The organism is Pseudomonas sp. Xaverov 259 (genome assembly GCF_019352915.1).
GTDB lineage: Bacteria > Pseudomonadota > Gammaproteobacteria > Pseudomonadales > Pseudomonadaceae > Aquipseudomonas.
The window spans coordinates 1167039-1183159 of record NZ_JAAAFV010000057.1 but is presented as its reverse complement, the minus strand read 5'-3'; the positions used below and the strand labels follow the sequence as shown (position 1 = coordinate 1183159).

Here is a 16121-nt window from a genome sequence, read left to right as displayed (position 1 = left end):
CGCGGCTCGACGGTCAAATAACAAAATGGAACATTTTTTTACGCCGCCTGCACCCGGTTGCGCCCAGCCGCCTTGGCTCGATACAGCGCCTCATCGGCACGCTTGAGTGCCAGGTCGCTGCGCTCTCCCGGCTGGAACTGCGCCACGCCCATGGACACCGTGATGGTCACCGGCTCACCCTTGAAGTGGAACGGGCATGCTTCGATGGCTGCACGCAGCACCTCACCCACGTCCAGGGCATCTGCTAAGGCTGAATCCGGCATCAACAATACGAACTCCTCGCCCCCAAATCGCGCGATAAAATCGCTGGGGCGCAGGCGCTTGCGCAACACATTGGCGATGATCTTCAGCACCTTGTCGCCCGCCAAGTGGCCGTAACCATCGTTAATGCGCTTGAAGTGGTCCAGGTCGAGCATGGCCAGGGACAGGCTGTTGCCGCGCTGATGCCAGCTATTCACTTCGTGGTCCAGGCGCTCGCTCCAGGCCGCACGATTGGGCAGGCCGGTGAGCGGGTCGATTAAGGCCTTCTGGCGTTGTATTTCAAGATGCTCGCGATAGCCTTGAGCTTCCTGCTCCATGTTCGCCACCCGCTCGGCCAGGCCTTTGAGCCGCGCCGCGACTTCCTGCTCGCGCTGGTCACGCTGTTGCTGGTGTTCGTCCATGGTGCCGAGCAGGCCTTCAAGGTGGCTTTCCAGCACGTGCTTGAGGCTGTCCAGGTCAGCAGCTTCCTGCACACTGCTTTGCAGGCCGTCGACCTGCTCACGGATCTGCGTATCCAGCTCCCGCGCGGCCGAGCGACTGTCGGCGTGCCCCTCGCTGGCCACCTGCAGATGGCCCTGAAAGGCTTCAAGGCGCTCATTGAGCTGCTTGAGGTAGGCCTCAAACTCATGCTGGCCGCTGTCGGTGATTGCCAGCATCAGCACTGCCAGGTCATCGAGGATCGGCAGCAATTCGTACCAGTTCAACCCGTGGGCCAGGCGCTCGCGCATGGCTTCGGCCTGCGGCCGGTGGCGCTCGGGTAAGGACAGATCCTCCAGCAAGCCGAGCAAGGTGTCTTCGATATGCTTGGCCACCGAGCTGTAGGACGGCTCGGGGGAGTCGGGCAGGGCGTAAGTGCCATCTTGCAGCGTATCGTGGTCGGGGGTCTCCAGCACGGGTGGAAGCGACAGGCTGCCGATGACCGTTTGTTCTGGCGTGTCGACTTCAACCAGCGGCTCGTCGATAAACGCGGCGAGGGCGCTTTCGGGCGCGGCTTCCTCTACCGGCGGCTCAGGTTTCTGGAGTTCAGAGACTTCGACAGGCCCGGCAGGGACTTGCTCCTGCTCCGGAGCCTCGAAAACAAATGCTTCGCCGGCGACTTCAGGCACTTTTACCGGCTCAGCGGGTTCAGGCTGCGCGGCGGCCGGCGTTACCGGCAAGGGCGCGAAGGCGCGCAAGGCTTGGGTCAGCTCGTCGGATTGCACGGGCTCTAGAGGCTCGGGCGCGGCTTTGGCAGCAGCAGGTTTCGGCGCCACCGGTTGCGGTGCAGAGAGCGGGGCGGATTCAACCACCGGCGCCTCATTCGACACATCCTTTGCACCAAACAGGCGTTGCAGCAGGCCTGGCCCAGGACGCGCGGCTTCGCCTTCCGGCTCCAGGTTATTCAGTGCTTGCCCTTGCAGGCTGCTCAATTCGCTGAGCAGCAGCGGGATCTCACGCGCCTGGCCGACTCGACCATCAAGCTGCTTGGCGAAGGTTTTCAGCGGGCGGGCGACTTCACGCGGCAGGGGCAGTTTTTGCAACTGCGTAACCAAGGCCGTCAGCGCGGTGCTGATCTGGTCGACCCGGGTTTCGCGGCGCTGCTCCGAGTCGAGCACGGCCTTTTCCAGGCGCGGCAGCAAGGCGGCGAGGGCGGCGTCCATGTCGTCCGTGCGCACCACATCGCGCATCTCCTTCATGCATTGGTCAACCGCACGGTCGGTACCTTCCGCCGCCAGCGTGCTGCGCACCAGACCGCGGCGTAACAGGTCGAGGCGGGCAGCCCAGCGGCGTTCGAGCTTGTCTTGCTGCTCAACGCTTTTAAGGTATTTCTCTTTCCAGCGTTGGGCGTCTTCGCTCATGCAAGAGGGCCACTGGTGCCTGGGCTCAACGCGGGTAATGCGTCAGCCGTGAGCGAACCCGGCAGACGAATCTCTACCGCGACCGGCAGGTGATCGGAAATGGGCTGCGCCAGCACCTGCACGCTTTCCAGTGTGAGGCTCGGGCTTAGCAGGATATGGTCGAGACAACGTTGCGGGCGCCAGCTGGGGAACGTGGCTTCGACTTGCGGCGCCAGTAACCCGAGGTCGCGCAACGGGGAATTCTGCAACAGGTCGGTGGCATGAGTGTTCATGTCACCCATCAGTACCTGGTGCTTGTAGTTGCCAATCAGATCACGCACGTAAGCCAACTGGAGGTTGCGTGTACGCCCTCCGAGGGCCAGGTGCATCATCACCACCACCAAGGCTTCCGGGCCTTCGCCGAAACGCACGAGGATAGCTCCACGACCTTTGGGGCCGGGCAACGGGTGATCTTCGATGGCGGTCGGCTTCAAGCGGCTGAGCACGCCATTGCTGTGCTGCGCCAGGCGCCCGAGGTTGCGGTTGAGTTGCTGGTACCAATAAGGGAAAGCACCGAGATGGGCCAGATGCTCCACCTGGTTGACATAACCGGAGCGCATGCTGCCGCCGTCGGCTTCCTGCAAGGCGACCAGATCGAAGTCGTTGAGCAGGTCGCCGATTTTCTGCAGGTTACCGGTACGCCCTTTGTGCGGCAGCAGATGCTGCCAGCCGCGGGTGAGGTAGTGCCGATACTTCTCGGTACTGTTGCCCACCTGAATATTGAAGCTGAGCAGCCGCAGACGGCTGTCTGCCGGCAAGCCCGTGGACTCCAGGTGATGTTCGTTGACCCGCGGTTCATGCAGGCCAACGCTACGTTCAGTACCCCAGCCGCGCATGATGGCCCCCTTACTTGGCTGCGCGCTCTTTAGCGATCAGTTGGTCGGCAACATTGAGGGTTTGCTCAGGACCACCGGTAGAACCGAGGTCGAAACGGTATTTGCCGTTGACGATCATGGTCGGTACGCCTTGTACGCCGTATTTCTGCGCGAGTTCCTTGGCCTGTTTGATTTGGCCCTGGATAGCGAAGGAGTTGAAGGTGGCCAGGAACTTGTCTTTGTCTACGCCCTGAGTGGCAACGAAGTCGGCCATGTCTTCAGGTTTGGTCAGGCGCTTGCCTTCTTTCTGAATCGCATTAAATACAGCGTTATGAACCTTGTGCTCAACACCCATGGCTTCCAGAGTCAGGAACAGTTGGCCGTGGGCATCCCATGGGCCGCCGAACATAGCTGGAATGCGGCGGAAATTCACATCAGACGGAAGTTTTTCGACCCAAGGGTTGATGGTCGGCTCAAAAGCATAGCAATGCGGGCAGCCATACCAGAACAGCTCCACCACTTCGATCTTGCCTGGCTCCGAAACCGGCACCGGGGTAGCCAATTCAACATAGGTTTTACCGGCTTCAAGCGGCACGTCGGCAGCTTGTGCGGTCATGCCGAAGAGGCTGGCAGTGACGAGAGCGGCGCTGAGGATCAGATTACGCATGCTTTACTCCTGGACAAATAAAGTCGCCTCACGCGACCTTTAGTTGTGACAGGTCTACGCGGGCATGAGTTCGTTAGTGTAACGGCACCGGCCACAAAAAAGGGCGGCCTAAGCCACCCTTTTTATGCTTGCATCGATGGATTAATCGAGCGTTAACGTCGCTGGCCCAATCAGTGCAGGCCCTGAATATAGCTGGATAGCGCTTCGATATCTTTGTCAGAAAGTTTCGCCGCAATATCAGTCATCATTTTGTTGCTGGCATCGCCATCGATGGAGCGAACCTTCTCGCGAAAGTCCTTCAATTGCTTGGCGGTATATTGGGCGTGCTGGCCACTCAGATGAGGGAAGCCCGCCTCGGCCAGCCCACTGCCACCTGCGATGTGGCAAGCCTTACAGGCAGGCATGCCACCGATAGGCTGGTCTTCGGCGAGCTTGCCGCCTTGAAACAACGCCTGGCCTTTATCCACCAGCTTCGGATCAGCAGCTCCCACACTGCCTTTCTGGCTGGCAAAATATGCCGCGATATCTGCCAGGTCCTGATCGCTGAGATTGGTCAGCAAGCCGGTCATTTCCAGCACCGTGCGCTTGCCGTCCTTGATGTCGTGCATCTGCTTGGTCAGGTAACGCTCACCTTGACCTGCTAGTTTGGGGAAGTTCGGCGCCGGGCTGTTGCCATCCGGTCCATGGCAAGCACCACATACGGCGGCTTTCGCCTGGCCCGCTGTAGCGTCGCCTGCAGCATGGGCAACACCGGTGATGCCCAGGGTCAACAGCAGACTCACGATCAGTTTGTTCATCAGCTAATCCAACTACGGCTAAGGGTTTAAGAGTTATCTACCGGGTTTACTCACCATCAACTCGTTGATGGCCTGGTAATCCTCAGTACTGCAGTCCATGCACAAACCACGCGGCGGCATTGCCTTGAAACCCTGAGTCACGTGTTGCATCAGCGTAGCCATGCAAACTCGGTTGTACAGCGCCTCCGGATCCTGTGTAGCCTGAGCGCCTAAAAAGCGCGATCAGGACACCAAAAGCGCGCAACCATCAGGTCATACATCGACCTTTTCAGGGTTTGAGAGCGTTTTGCGTTCTAATGCGCAATGAAGGTCTTTCGCTCCCGTGAACTTCATCCTTCGCTGGGACAAAGCACACACAAAATCTGCGGCATTATATACTGGCGCTACTGAAACGGAAACGACACCGCTTGCCGCACCCTTTCTCGGCACCGCCCATATCGGAAATCTCATGCAACTCAAGAATCCCATCCTCGGCCTGTGCCAACAGTCCACGTTCATGCTCAGCGCCGCCAAAGTGGACCAATGCCCCGATGACGAAGGCTTTGAAGTCGCCTTTGCCGGCCGTTCCAACGCCGGCAAGTCCAGCGCGCTGAACACCCTGACCCACGCCAGCCTGGCGCGCACCTCGAAAACCCCGGGCCGCACGCAGCTGCTCAATTTCTTCAAGCTAGACGATGATCGGCGTCTGGTCGACCTGCCGGGCTACGGTTACGCAAAAGTACCTATCCCGTTGAAGCTGCACTGGCAGCGTCACCTTGAGGCTTACCTGGGTGGCCGCGAGAGTTTGAAGGGCTTGATTCTGATGATGGACATCCGTCATCCAATGACCGACTTCGACCTGCTGATGCTAGATTGGGCAGTCGCCAGCGGCATGCCGATGCATATCCTGCTGACCAAGGCCGACAAGCTGACCTACGGCGCAGCCAAGAACACCTTGCTCAAAGTGCAGTCCGAAATCCGTAAAGGTTGGGGCGACGCGATCACCATCCAGTTGTTCTCGGCGCCCAAGCGCATGGGCCTGGAAGACGCTTACACCGTGCTGGCCGGCTGGATGCAATTGGCGGACAAGGGCGCGGAAATCGCGGAATAACTTTTCTGCGGGCAAAAAAAACCCCGGACTTCGTATGGGGAGGGGAAGTTCGGGGTCCAAGTTCCGGACCGCTAGGGCGGGGTCCAGATATCTGCCAACACTTAACACAACATAGGAGCATTGAAGGGCTTCACCACCCATTCAGTAACTCTGAGTCACAGTTCACGGGTTAAGTTCCGGCAGGTTCAAAAAACTATTGGAAATAACCCGCGGCGCGTTCTGATCTAAAGCGCTCTGCCATCACCCTCGCCAATGGCAGAGCCGCGCTGTCAGTGTGCTTCGTCCCAGTTATCGCCCACACCCACGTCCACCACCAATGGCACATCCAGCTTGGCCGCCGCGCTCATATGCTCGCGGATCTTTTCGCTGACTTGTTCCACCAGATCCTCACGCACCTCAAGCACCAATTCATCGTGCACCTGCAGGATCACTTTGGCGTCCAGGCCCGACTCGGTCAGCCAGTTGTCCACCAGCACCATGGCTTTCTTGATGATATCCGCTGCGGTGCCCTGCATCGGCGCGTTGATCGCCGTGCGTTCTGCGGCCGCGCGCTCCTGGGGCTTGTTGGAGTTGATGTCCGGCAGGTACAGCCGACGCCCAAAGAAGGTTTCGACATACCCCTGGTTCGCCGCCTGGGCGCGGGTGCGCTCCATGTATTCGCGCACGCCCGGGTATCGCGCAAAGTACACATCAATGTAGGCCTTGGCGGTCTTGGTATCCACGCCAATGTCCTTGCCGAGCTTCTGCGCGCCCATGCCGTAGATCAGGCCAAAGTTGATCGCCTTGGCACTGCGGCGCTGGTTGGACGTGACCTCTGTCAGCTCAACCTTGAACACTTCGGCGGCGGTGGCGGTGTGCACGTCCAAGTCATTACGGAACGCATTCATCAGCCCCTCGTCCTTGGACAAGTGCGCCATGATCCGCAGCTCGATCTGCGAATAGTCCGCCGCCAGCAACTTGTAGCCTTTGGGCGCCACAAACGCCTGGCGAATGCGCCGCCCTTCGGCCGTGCGCACCGGGATGTTCTGCAGGTTCGGATCACTGGACGACAAACGCCCGGTGGCCGCCACCGCCTGATGATAAGACGTGTGAATACGCCCGGTACGCGGGTTGATCTGCTCCGGCAGACGGTCGGTGTAGGTGCTTTTAAGCTTGCTCATGCTGCGGTACTGCATCAGCACCTTGGGCAACAGGAAGTCATCTTCGGCCAGCTTGGCCAACACTTCTTCAGCCGTGGACGCCTGGCCTTTGCCGGTCTTTTTCAGTACCGGCAAACCGAGTTTTTCGTAGAGGATCGCCCCGAGTTGCTTGGGCGAGCCCAGGTTGAACTCTTCACCGGCGATCTCAAACGCCTGGCGCTCAAGCTCCACCATCTTGTTGCCCAGCTCGATACTCTGGATGCCCAGCAGCGCCTTATCCACCAGCGCGCCCTGACGCTCGATACGCGCCAGCACCGGCACCAAGGGAATTTCGATGTCCGTCAGCACACTGGCAAGGCTTGGAATGGCTTCAAGCTGGGCGTGCAAGGCCTGGTGCAGGCGCAGCGTCACGTCGGCATCTTCGGCAGCGTAAGGGCCAGCTTGCTCAAGCGGGATCTGATCAAACGTCAGCTGCTTGGCGCCTCTGCCGGCGATGTCCTGGAAACTGACGGTGTCGTAGTCCAGGTACTTCTTGGCCAGGCTGTCCATATCGTGCCGGGTCGCGGTGGAGTTCAGCACGTAGGATTCGAGCATGGTGTCGAAAGCGATGCCGCGCACGGTAATACCGTTGGCCTGGTCGCCGCCGATGGCACAGTTGGCCAGGATGTTCATGTCGAACTTGGCGTGCTGGCCAACCTTGAGCTTGGTCGCGTCTTCCAGCAACGGCTTCAAGGCCAGCAGTACCGTGTCACGGTCCAGTTGCTGCGGCGCGCCGATGTAGGAATGGGTCAGCGGGATGTAGGCCGCTTCATGGGGCTGCACAGCAAAGGAAACCCCGACCAATTGCGCCTGCTGCGCATCGATCCCGGTAGTTTCGGTGTCGAACGCGAACAATTTTGCCGCGTTGAGCTTTTTCAACCAGGCATCGAATGTCGCCTGGTCGAGGATGGTGGTGTAGGACGCTTCTGCAGGCGCCACAACTTCGACGGCCTCTTCAACAACAGGGGCAGCCTTGAGCTCAACGCGCTTGGCATCGCGCTGAATTTCATCAAACCAGCTCTTGAACTCCAGCAGTGTGTACAGCTCCAGCAGCTTTTCGCGGTCCGGCTCGATCAGGTGCAAATCATCCAGGCCCACATCCAGCGGCACATCGACCTTGATCGTCGCCAGCTGATAGGACAGGAACGCCATCTCCTTATGCTCTTCCAGCTTGGCCGGCAGCGTCTTGGCGCCACGGATCGGCAAGGTCGGCACGATATCCAACTGCTCATACAGCTCTTTGATGCCGCCATTCACGCCCACCAGCAAGCCGGAAGCCGTCTTCGGACCAATCCCCGGAACGCCTGGGATGTTGTCGGACGAATCGCCCATCAACGCCAGATAGTCGATGATCTGCTCCGGAGCGACGCCAAATTTCTCTTTAACGCCCTCGATGTCCATCGAGCTACCGGTCATGGTGTTGACCAAGGTAATGTGCCCGTCGACCAACTGCGCCATGTCCTTGTCGCCGGTAGAAATCACCACCGGGCGGCTGGCGGCCGCACTGCTGCGGGCCAGCGTGCCGATCACATCATCGGCCTCGACGCCTTCAACGCACAGCAACGGGAAGCCCAGGGCGATCACACTCTGGTGCAGTGGCTCGATTTGCAGGCGCATGTCATCGGGCATGCTTGGGCGGTTGGCCTTGTATTCGGCGTACATCTCATCGCGAAAAGTCCCACCCTTAGCGTCGAACACCACCGCGAACGGGCTGTTCGGGTACTGCTTGCGCAGGCTTTTGAGCATGTTCAACACGCCCTTGACCGCGCCGGTCGGCAGGCCTTTGGACGTAGTCAGCGGTGGCAACGCGTGGAAGGCGCGGTACAGATAAGAAGAACCGTCCACCAGGACGAGGGGGGCTTGGCTCATGAGCAGGATCAACCTTTTCGGCGGGTCAGGCGCTAGAATAGCCGGACCAATGACGACAAAGGGACAAGGTTATCATGCGTACAGTAAATCGCCTGTTGTTGACCGGCTTGATTGCACTCACTCCGATAGTGGCCATGGCGGCAGATGCTGCGCCGTCGGGCGACCCGGAAGTTACCATTCGCACGGAAGGCGACAAGACCATTCAGGAATACCGCCAGAATGGCTTCCTGTACGCAATCAAGGTGACGCAAAAAGGCTTTCCACCGTATTTCCTGGTGCGCGCGGACGGAACCGATGCGAACTTCATCCGCTCTGACCAGCCGGATATGCTGATCCCGTCATGGAAGATCTTCGAATGGAAATGATTTCTTAATTTTAACCGGCGCCGCGCACCGCGGCGCCCGTACTGGCAGTTTAAACATGTCTGTGTTCACTCCCCTGGCTCGGCCCGAGCTGGAAACCTTTCTCGCCCCTTACGGGCTCGGCCGCCTGCTAGATTTCCAGGGGATTGCCGCGGGTAGCGAAAACACCAACTTCTTTATCAGCCTGGAACAGGGCGAATTTGTCCTGACCCTGGTTGAGCGCGGCCCTGTAGCGGAAATGCCGTTCTTCATCGAACTGCTCGATGTACTCCACGACGCCGACCTGCCGGTGCCTTACGCCCTTCGTACCACCGACGGCGTGGCGCTTCGCGAACTCAAAGGCAAACCGGCGCTGTTGCAACCGCGCCTGGCCGGCAAGCACATCAAAGACGCCAACGCCCAGCATTGCGCCCAGGTCGGCGACCTGCTCGGCCACCTGCACCTGGCAACACAAGGCGACAAAGTGCTGGAGCGCAAGACCGATCGCGGCCTGGAGTGGATGCTCACAGAAGGCGCGCAGCTTATTTCACACCTGGACGACGCCCAGCAGCGCCTGCTGCAAGTGGCCTTGAGCGAAATCGAAGCCCACAAGGCCGACATCCTCGCGCTGCCGCGCGCCAACGTGCATGCCGACCTGTTCCGCGACAACGCGATGTTCGAAGGCACGCACCTCACCGGCTTGATCGACTTCTACAACGCCTGCTCAGGCCCGATGCTCTACGACGTGGCAATCGCCCTGAATGACTGGTGTTCCGACGCCGATGGTGTGATTGATGGGCAACGCGCCCGCGCCTTGCTGGGCGCCTACGCGGGGCTGCGGCCGTTCACCGCCAAGGAAGCCGAGTTGTGGCCGACCCTGCTGCGCGTGGCGTGTGTGCGCTTCTGGCTGTCGCGTCTGATCGCCGCGGAGTCGTTTGCCGGGCAAGATGTGTTGATCCATGACCCGGCCGAGTTCGAGCATCGGCTGGCGCAGCGCCAGCAGGTCACTGTCCACCTGCCGTTCGCACTTTAAAATGTGGGAGCGGGCTTGCTCGCGAATGCGCAGAGTCAGTAAATACATCTATTACTGACCCACCGCATTCGCGAGCAAGCCCGCTCCCACATGGGTTATGTATTTGCAGTTAAAGCGACTCCAGGCACCCGGCCAAGTCATTCCCCAGCTTTTCCAGTACCTGCTCATAACCCTGCGCCGTCGCCGGGGTATAACCGCCCAACGCATCCAGCTCTGCCAACTTCACCGGCAAGCCCGCCACCAGTGTTTCGGCCAAACGCGGACGCAACGGCGGCTCACTGAATACACAGGTCTTACCCACTTCCTGCAAACGCGTACGCATCGCGGCAACATGCTGAGCGCCCGGCTGCACTTCGGCGGCCACGCTGAACACGCCCGTGTGCTTAAGCCCGTAAGCGTCTTCGAAGTAGTCAAATGCCTCGTGGAACACGAAGTACGGCTTGTCTCCGACGGCGGACAGGCGCGCCTTCAAGCGCGCATCCAAAGCATCCAGGCGCTCATCGAACGCCTTCACATTGCTCTGATAACGCGCCGCGTTGGCCGGGTCGGCAGTGCTGAGATCAGACGCCATACGCGCCGCAATCACCCGAGCGTTGACCGTCGACAACCATAAGTGCGCATCCAGGCTGCCTGGGCGGTGATCGTGGTCATGTTCGTCGGCATCATCGGCGTGGGAGTGGCTATCTTCGGCGAACCGACGCAATTTCATCCCAGGCAAGTCCTGAACTGCCACGGTCGGCAGGCTACGCCCCTTGAGCACGCGCGGCAGGAAGCTTTCCATGTCCGGGCCGATCCAATACAGCAGGTCCACCGACTGCACGCGCCGTACGTCGGATGGGCGCAAGGCGTAGTTATGCGGCGATGCGCCAGGCGGCAACAGCACCTCTGGAATCGCCACGCCGTCCTGCACGGCGGCGGCAATCAACTGCAATGGTTTGATGCTCGTCAGCACCTTGACCTCAGCCTGAGCAGCCCCAGCGATGAACAAACTGGTGACAAATACGACAAAAACGGGAAAAAGTCGGGACACGATGACCACTCAATGGCGTAGGAACAGGTAACATAATAACGTCTCTATCAAATGTCTGTCGCCGCTCATGCCTAAAACACCGCTTGCCAGCCGTCCCCACGACCACTCTCACTGCGTACACACTGCGCTGTCAGAGGCCGATACCCTGTGCGCGCAGAAAGGCTTGCGCCTGACCGCCCTGCGTCGTCGGGTGCTGGAGCTGGTGTGGCAAAGTCACAAGCCGCTGGGCGCCTACGACATTCTTGGCGTGCTCAGCGAGCAGGACGGCCGCCGTGCCGCGCCGCCGACGGTGTACCGCGCGCTGGACTTTTTGCTGGAAAACGGCCTGGTACACCGCATCGCCTCGCTCAACGCCTTTGTCGGCTGCAGCCACCCGGAACACGCGCACCAGGGCCAGTTCCTGATCTGCCGCGAGTGCCATGCTGCCATCGAGCTTGAACAAAAAAGCATCAGCGACGCCATCGTCAAAAGCTCCGCCGATGTGGGCTTCAAGGTCGAAGGGCAAACGGTCGAAGTGGTCGGGCTCTGCTCCGGTTGCCAGGGGGCTTGATGAGCAACGCGTTAATCCGCCTGGAGCAGGTTGGGGTCACGTTCGCCGGGCAAAACGTGCTGGATAACATCGCCCTGAGCGTGGAGCCGGGGCAGATCGTGACGCTGATCGGCCCCAATGGCGCCGGCAAGACCACGCTGGTACGCGCCGTGCTCGGCCTGCTCAAGCCGGACACTGGCAGCGTGTGGCGCAAGCCCAAGCTGCGCGTCGGTTACATGCCGCAAAAATTACACGTCGATCCAACGCTGCCGCTGTCGGTGCTGCGCTTCCTGCGCCTGGTGCCTGGCGTTGACCGCGCACGCGCCCAGGCGGCGCTCAAGGAAGTCGGCGCCGAACAGGTCATCGACAGCCCGGTGCAGAGCATCTCCGGCGGCGAGATGCAGCGCGTATTGCTGGCCCGCGCGCTGTTGCGCGAACCCGAGTTGCTGGTACTTGATGAACCCGTGCAAGGCGTCGACGTCGCTGGCCAGGCTGAGCTATACAGCCTGATCACCCGCCTGCGCGATCGCCATGGCTGCGGCGTGCTGATGGTCTCCCACGACCTGCACCTGGTGATGAGCACCACGGATCAAGTGGTGTGCCTCAACCGCCACGTGTGCTGCTCCGGCCACCCGGAACAGGTGAGCGGCGACCCGGCATTTGTCGAGCTGTTCGGCAAAAACGCCCAGAGCCTGGCGATCTATCACCACCATCACGACCACGCCCATGATTTGCATGGCGCCGTGGTCGACGATCCCGCTACGCCTCAACCCCACGTTCATGGAGATAGCTGCAAGCATGGCTGATTTTCTGCTCTACGCCCTGCTGGCAGGCTTGGCTTTGGCACTGGTGGCGGGCCCCTTGGGCTCGTTCGTGGTCTGGCGGCGCATGGCCTATTTTGGCGACACCTTGTCGCATGCTGCGCTGCTGGGCGTGGCCATGGGGTTCTTGCTGGATGTAAGCCCGACCATCGCCGTCACCGTAGGTTGCCTGCTGCTGGCAGTGCTGCTGGTGACCCTGCAACAGCGCCAGCCGCTGGCCTCGGACACACTGCTGGGCATCCTGGCGCCAAGCACGCTGTCGCTGGGCCTGGTGGTGCTGAGCTTCATGCATGAAGTGCGCATCGACCTGATGGCCTACCTGTTCGGTGATTTGTTGGCGATCAGCCCCACCGACCTTGCCTGGATCCTCGGCGGCAGCGCCGCTGTGCTGCTGTTGCTGGTGGCTTTGTGGCGCCCACTGCTGGCAATTACCGTGCACGAAGAGCTGGCCACCGTGGAAGGTTTGCCCGTGCCGGCGCTGCGCATGACCCTGATGCTATTGATCGCGGTGGTGATTGCTGTCGCAATGAAGATTGTCGGCGTATTGTTGATCACGTCGCTGCTGATCATTCCCGCAGCCGCCGCCCAGCGCCATGCCCGCTCACCGGAGCAGATGGCGATCGGCGCCAGTTTGCTGGGCATGCTCGCCGTATGCGGGGGCCTCGCGCTGTCCTGGTTCAAGGACACGCCGGCCGGGCCGTCGATTGTGGTCACGGCCGCCGCCCTGTTTCTGCTGAGTTTTGTCCTGCCCCGTCGAGGGGTGTAGACTTGCTCGCTTTTTGCGCAAATAGAGAGTCGCAGGAATGAAGCCGTTCAACTCCCGTTATCTGCTCCTTGCCGCATTTTCCCTGCTGCTGGGCGCCTGCCAAAGCACACCGCCTGCCGCCCCTGAGGCGCAGGACCCGCGTGCTGCGGCCATCGCGCAGCTGGAGCAAAACCTGGCCAGCAGTGAACTGGCCACCGCCGAAGACGAGCTGGCCGCATTGCAGGCCCAGTCGCCCAACGACCCGGCGCTGGAAAACTACCAACGCCAATTGGCCGAAGCCTACCTGCAGCGCAGCCAGATCGTGTTGCAAAAAGGTGATGTGAATGCCGCCGCTACGGCGCTAAGCCGCGCACGCGCCTTGATGCCCAAGGCTCCGGCGCTTACTGGCGGCGTCAACAGCGCCATCAGCCACGCCCGCAAAGCCGAGCTGGATAAAGCCGAAGCCGCCCTGAAAGCCGCTGAAGCCAAGCCTCCCGCCAAGGTCATCGACCCGGCGGCTCAAAGCACCACCGTTGCGCTGAACCTCACCGATATTGAAGAACTTCGCCATCAGTTGGATGCGATTGCCACCGATGTGGTGAATTACCAGTGCGATGTGACCATTCAAGCGCCGCGCACCCAGGATTACCCGTGGCTGGCCACACTGCTGACCAAACGGGTGAAGCGCATTGATTCGGCGTATGACCTGAAGATTCACCGGCAGATTGTGAAACACATCCCGGCGCAGGTTGTGTTGATTCCGCGCAAAACCGAGTAAAGCCATCGCAGGCAAGCCAGCTCCCACCTTTTGAACTGTGAATACATTCAAATGTGGGAGCTGGCTTGCCTGCGATAGCGGTCTAACAAACAACCCACTTCTTAAGCTGGAATCGCCTTGGCCTTAGGCTCCCGCGCCCACACCCGATGCTGCGCAATCGCCGCAAAGAATGCCTTGAACGCCTTGGCATCCGCGCCAACGATCAACCCCGCATCCGCCTCCAGCTTCAGCTGATCCAGCAACGGCTTGGCCTCACTGGCAACCGCAATCGCCTTCAAGTGCTTGTACGCCTCCAACAGGAAGTGCAACGCCACGCCATCGCCGCTCAAGGCCTTGATCGACTCTTTACCGCCCGGCACGAACACCGCATCAAACGCCACCGACGGCATGCCTTCCATCGACGCATCCACCGGCAGGCTCTTGCCATCCGCAGTCTTCACCGGTGCCGACGTCGGCCCCAGCACCTTGGCATGCGCACCTTCGGCGGCCAGCGCCTTCTTCAACGCCGCAATCGCTGCGCCATCCACACCGTTAGCAGCAAGAATCGCAACTTTGCGTGTTTTGATGTCGCCCGACAGCAGGTTCACCTGGCTCAACGCCGGGGACTCTTTCAGCGACGTCTTGCGTGGCGGCACCGTGCCTTTGGTCGGCGCCGGCAACCCAAGGTTCTGCGCAACGCGCTTGGCCAGCTCCAGGTCGATATTGGCCAGAATCTCGTTGACCTGACGTGCGCGGATAAACTCACGCTCCACCTTGCCCAACTCGAAGCTGTAGGCCGCGATGATGTGCTCTTTCTCGTGGTGGCTCATGCTGTGGAAAAACAGCGTGGCTTGCGAGAAATGGTCGCCGAACGACTCACTGCGCTCACGCACCTTGTTGGCGTCGACACGCTCGTAATACGTTTCGAACCCGCCATCCTGAGCCGCCGGTGGCGTTTCTTTCGGCCAACCGCCATCAATCGAATTCGGCTCGTACGATGCACGGCCCTTGTCGATCACCGTGCGATGCTGGGCATCACGCTGGCCGTTATGGAACGGCGTAACCGGCCGGTTGATCGGCAGCTCATGAAAGTTCGGGCCACCGAGTCGGCTGATCTGAGTATCGGTGTAGGAAAACAGACGGCCTTGCAGCAGCGGGTCGTTGGTGAAGTCGATACCCGGCACGATATGGCCCGGGCAAAAGGCGACTTGTTCAACTTCGGCAAAGAAGTTGTCCGGATTGCGGTTGAGCACCATTTTGCCCAGCGGCGTAATCGGCACCAGCTCTTCGGGGATGATCTTGGTCGGGTCGAGCAGGTCGAAGTCGAACTTGTGCTCGTCCTCTTCGGCAACGATCTGCACGCCCAATTCCCACTCAGGGTAGTCACCGCCCTCGATCGCTTCCCACAGGTCGCGACGGTGGTGATCGGTGTCTTTACCTGCGAGCTTTTGCGCTTCGTCCCACACCAGCGAGCAGGTGCCGACTTTCGGGTGCCAGTGGAATTTAACGAAGCTGGACTTACCTTCGGTATTGATCAAACGAAAGGTGTGAATACCAAAACCCTGCATGGAACGCAGGCTTTTCGGAATGGCGCGGTCGGACATGGCCCACAGCACCATATGTGCCGATTCCGGCTGCAACGAGACGAAATCCCAGAACGTATCGTGGGCCGAGCCGCCGGTAGGAATCTCGTTATGCGGCTCAGGCTTTACCGCATGCACAAAGTCCGGAAACTTGATCGCATCCTGGATGAAGAAGATCGGCATGTTGTTGCCCACCAGGTCGAAGTTGCCTTCGTCGGTGAAGAACTTCACGGCAAAGCCGCGCACATCACGCACGGTATCGCCCGAACCACGCGGGCCTTGCACGGTGGAGAAGCGCACGAACACCGGGGTTTTATGCTCCGGGTTACGCAGGAACCCGGCCTTGCTCAGCGCCGAATGGTTCTGATACGTCTGGAAATAACCATGGGCGCCGGTGCCACGGGCATGCACGATGCGCTCCGGGATACGCTCATGGTCAAAGTGCGTGATTTTTTCACGCATGATGAAGTCTTCCAGCAGCGAGGGGCCACGGGCGCCGACTTTAAGAGTGTTCTGGTTATCGGAAATCTTGACGCCCTGGTTGGTGCGCAGCGCCTGGCCGGTCGCATCGGAGCGAAACTCTTCCAGGGCCTGCAGCTTGGCGTTGGTGTTGCCACGGTCCAGGGTATCGGTGCCCGCAAGCTCACTCTTAGGCGGGGTGGCTGGCTTCTTGGTACTCATCAGGCAAAACTCCTTAATCAAAGTGGCCAGAGCGGTCCCCGGCTCGT

At 60.3% G+C, this 16121-nt stretch carries 14 protein-coding genes and 1 pseudogene; 7 read left to right on the top strand and 8 right to left on the bottom strand.

The features are described 5' to 3' along the window. Positions 1 to 38: 38 nt before the first annotated feature. The 5 genes and pseudogenes from K0H48_RS28245 to K0H48_RS30895 all read right to left on the bottom strand — a co-directional run bounded on the left by K0H48_RS28245 (position 39) and on the right by K0H48_RS30895 (position 4661). Entirely contained in the window at positions 39 to 2099 is a 2061-nt protein-coding gene (locus K0H48_RS28245; protein WP_219337563.1) for a GGDEF domain-containing protein, read from the bottom strand. Further along, positions 2096 to 2974: an endonuclease/exonuclease/phosphatase family protein gene (locus K0H48_RS28240; protein ID WP_219337562.1), complete on the bottom strand. Its 879-nt coding sequence runs from the start codon at positions 2972 to 2974 to the stop codon at positions 2096 to 2098. The genes K0H48_RS28245 and K0H48_RS28240 overlap by 4 nt, the downstream gene beginning before the upstream one ends. Before the next feature lie 10 nt (positions 2975 to 2984). Continuing rightward, on the bottom strand, positions 2985 to 3620 hold the full coding sequence (locus tag K0H48_RS28235; protein WP_219337561.1) for a thiol:disulfide interchange protein DsbA/DsbL: 636 nt from the start codon (positions 3618 to 3620) through the stop codon (positions 2985 to 2987). A gap of 170 nt (positions 3621 to 3790) precedes the next feature. Further along, positions 3791 to 4417: a cytochrome c4 gene (locus K0H48_RS28230; RefSeq protein WP_056861013.1), complete on the bottom strand. Its 627-nt coding sequence runs from the start codon at positions 4415 to 4417 to the stop codon at positions 3791 to 3793. A gap of 33 nt (positions 4418 to 4450) precedes the next feature. Next, positions 4451 to 4661: pseudogene (locus K0H48_RS30895) on the bottom strand (cytochrome). A 204-nt stretch (positions 4662 to 4865) separates the two neighbouring features. Between K0H48_RS30895 and yihA the strand changes: the two are divergent. After that, on the top strand, positions 4866 to 5507 hold the full coding sequence (yihA, locus tag K0H48_RS28225; protein ID WP_065931961.1) for a ribosome biogenesis GTP-binding protein YihA/YsxC: 642 nt from the start codon (positions 4866 to 4868) through the stop codon (positions 5505 to 5507). A 269-nt stretch (positions 5508 to 5776) separates the two neighbouring features. Here the strand turns inward: yihA and polA are convergent, their stop codons facing one another. After that, a complete protein-coding gene (gene polA / locus K0H48_RS28220) occupies positions 5777 to 8554 on the bottom strand; it encodes a DNA polymerase I (RefSeq protein ID WP_219337560.1) in 2778 nt (925 codons plus the stop codon). 74 nt (positions 8555 to 8628) lie between these two features. Between polA and K0H48_RS28215 the strand changes: the two genes are divergently transcribed. After that, complete coding sequence (locus K0H48_RS28215) at positions 8629 to 8919, top strand: DUF2782 domain-containing protein (protein ID WP_219337559.1); 291 nt, start codon at positions 8629 to 8631, stop codon at positions 8917 to 8919. 55 nt (positions 8920 to 8974) lie between these two features. Continuing rightward, complete coding sequence (locus tag K0H48_RS28210) at positions 8975 to 9928, top strand: homoserine kinase (RefSeq protein ID WP_219337558.1); 954 nt, start codon at positions 8975 to 8977, stop codon at positions 9926 to 9928. A 109-nt stretch (positions 9929 to 10037) separates the two neighbouring features. On the opposite strand, the gene K0H48_RS28205 is transcribed toward K0H48_RS28210, so the two are convergent. Then, positions 10038 to 10967: a metal ABC transporter solute-binding protein, Zn/Mn family gene (locus tag K0H48_RS28205; protein ID WP_219337557.1), complete on the bottom strand. Its 930-nt coding sequence runs from the start codon at positions 10965 to 10967 to the stop codon at positions 10038 to 10040. Positions 10968 to 11013: 46 nt separating this feature from the next. On the opposite strand from K0H48_RS28205, the gene K0H48_RS28200 reads away from it, so the two are divergent. The 4 genes from K0H48_RS28200 to K0H48_RS28185 are packed head-to-tail and all read left to right on the top strand — an operon-like array spanning position 11014 to position 13831. Then, positions 11014 to 11508 carry a Fur family transcriptional regulator gene (locus K0H48_RS28200; RefSeq protein ID WP_170040738.1) on the top strand — a complete coding sequence of 165 codons (495 nt, stop codon included), beginning with the start codon at positions 11014 to 11016 and terminating at the stop codon, positions 11506 to 11508. Continuing rightward, positions 11508 to 12293 (top strand): zinc ABC transporter ATP-binding protein ZnuC, encoded by a 786-nt coding sequence (gene znuC, locus K0H48_RS28195; RefSeq protein WP_056861008.1) that lies wholly within the window; start codon positions 11508 to 11510, stop codon positions 12291 to 12293. Before K0H48_RS28200 ends, znuC begins: the two co-directional genes overlap by 1 nt. After that, a complete protein-coding gene (gene znuB / locus K0H48_RS28190; RefSeq protein ID WP_094949676.1) occupies positions 12286 to 13074 on the top strand; it encodes a zinc ABC transporter permease subunit ZnuB in 789 nt (262 codons plus the stop codon). The genes znuC and znuB overlap by 8 nt, the downstream gene beginning before the upstream one ends. A gap of 37 nt (positions 13075 to 13111) precedes the next feature. Continuing rightward, complete coding sequence (locus tag K0H48_RS28185; protein WP_099488101.1) at positions 13112 to 13831, top strand: PA5502 family lipoprotein; 720 nt, start codon at positions 13112 to 13114, stop codon at positions 13829 to 13831. 101 nt (positions 13832 to 13932) lie between these two features. On the opposite strand, the gene katE is transcribed toward K0H48_RS28185, so the two are convergent. Further along, on the bottom strand, positions 13933 to 16074 hold the full coding sequence (katE, locus tag K0H48_RS28180) for a catalase HPII (protein ID WP_219337556.1): 2142 nt from the start codon (positions 16072 to 16074) through the stop codon (positions 13933 to 13935). Positions 16075 to 16121: the final 47 nt, after the last annotated feature.

Coding starts and splice junctions, on each gene's coding strand:
- K0H48_RS28245 (WP_219337563.1), bottom strand. CDS start 2,099: ATGAGCGAAGACGCCCAACGCTGGAAAGAGAAATACCTTAAAAGCGTT.
- K0H48_RS28240 (WP_219337562.1), bottom strand. CDS start 2,974: ATGCGCGGCTGGGGTACTGAACGTAGCGTTGGCCTGCATGAACCGCGG.
- K0H48_RS28235 (WP_219337561.1), bottom strand. CDS start 3,620: ATGCGTAATCTGATCCTCAGCGCCGCTCTCGTCACTGCCAGCCTCTTC.
- K0H48_RS28230 (WP_056861013.1), bottom strand. CDS start 4,417: ATGAACAAACTGATCGTGAGTCTGCTGTTGACCCTGGGCATCACCGGT.
- yihA (WP_065931961.1), top strand. CDS start 4,866: ATGCAACTCAAGAATCCCATCCTCGGCCTGTGCCAACAGTCCACGTTC.
- polA (WP_219337560.1), bottom strand. CDS start 8,554: ATGAGCCAAGCCCCCCTCGTCCTGGTGGACGGTTCTTCTTATCTGTAC.
- K0H48_RS28215 (WP_219337559.1), top strand. CDS start 8,629: ATGCGTACAGTAAATCGCCTGTTGTTGACCGGCTTGATTGCACTCACT.
- K0H48_RS28210 (WP_219337558.1), top strand. CDS start 8,975: ATGTCTGTGTTCACTCCCCTGGCTCGGCCCGAGCTGGAAACCTTTCTC.
- znuC (WP_056861008.1), top strand. CDS start 11,508: ATGAGCAACGCGTTAATCCGCCTGGAGCAGGTTGGGGTCACGTTCGCC.
- znuB (WP_094949676.1), top strand. CDS start 12,286: ATGGCTGATTTTCTGCTCTACGCCCTGCTGGCAGGCTTGGCTTTGGCA.
- K0H48_RS28185 (WP_099488101.1), top strand. CDS start 13,112: ATGAAGCCGTTCAACTCCCGTTATCTGCTCCTTGCCGCATTTTCCCTG.
- katE (WP_219337556.1), bottom strand. CDS start 16,074: ATGAGTACCAAGAAGCCAGCCACCCCGCCTAAGAGTGAGCTTGCGGGC.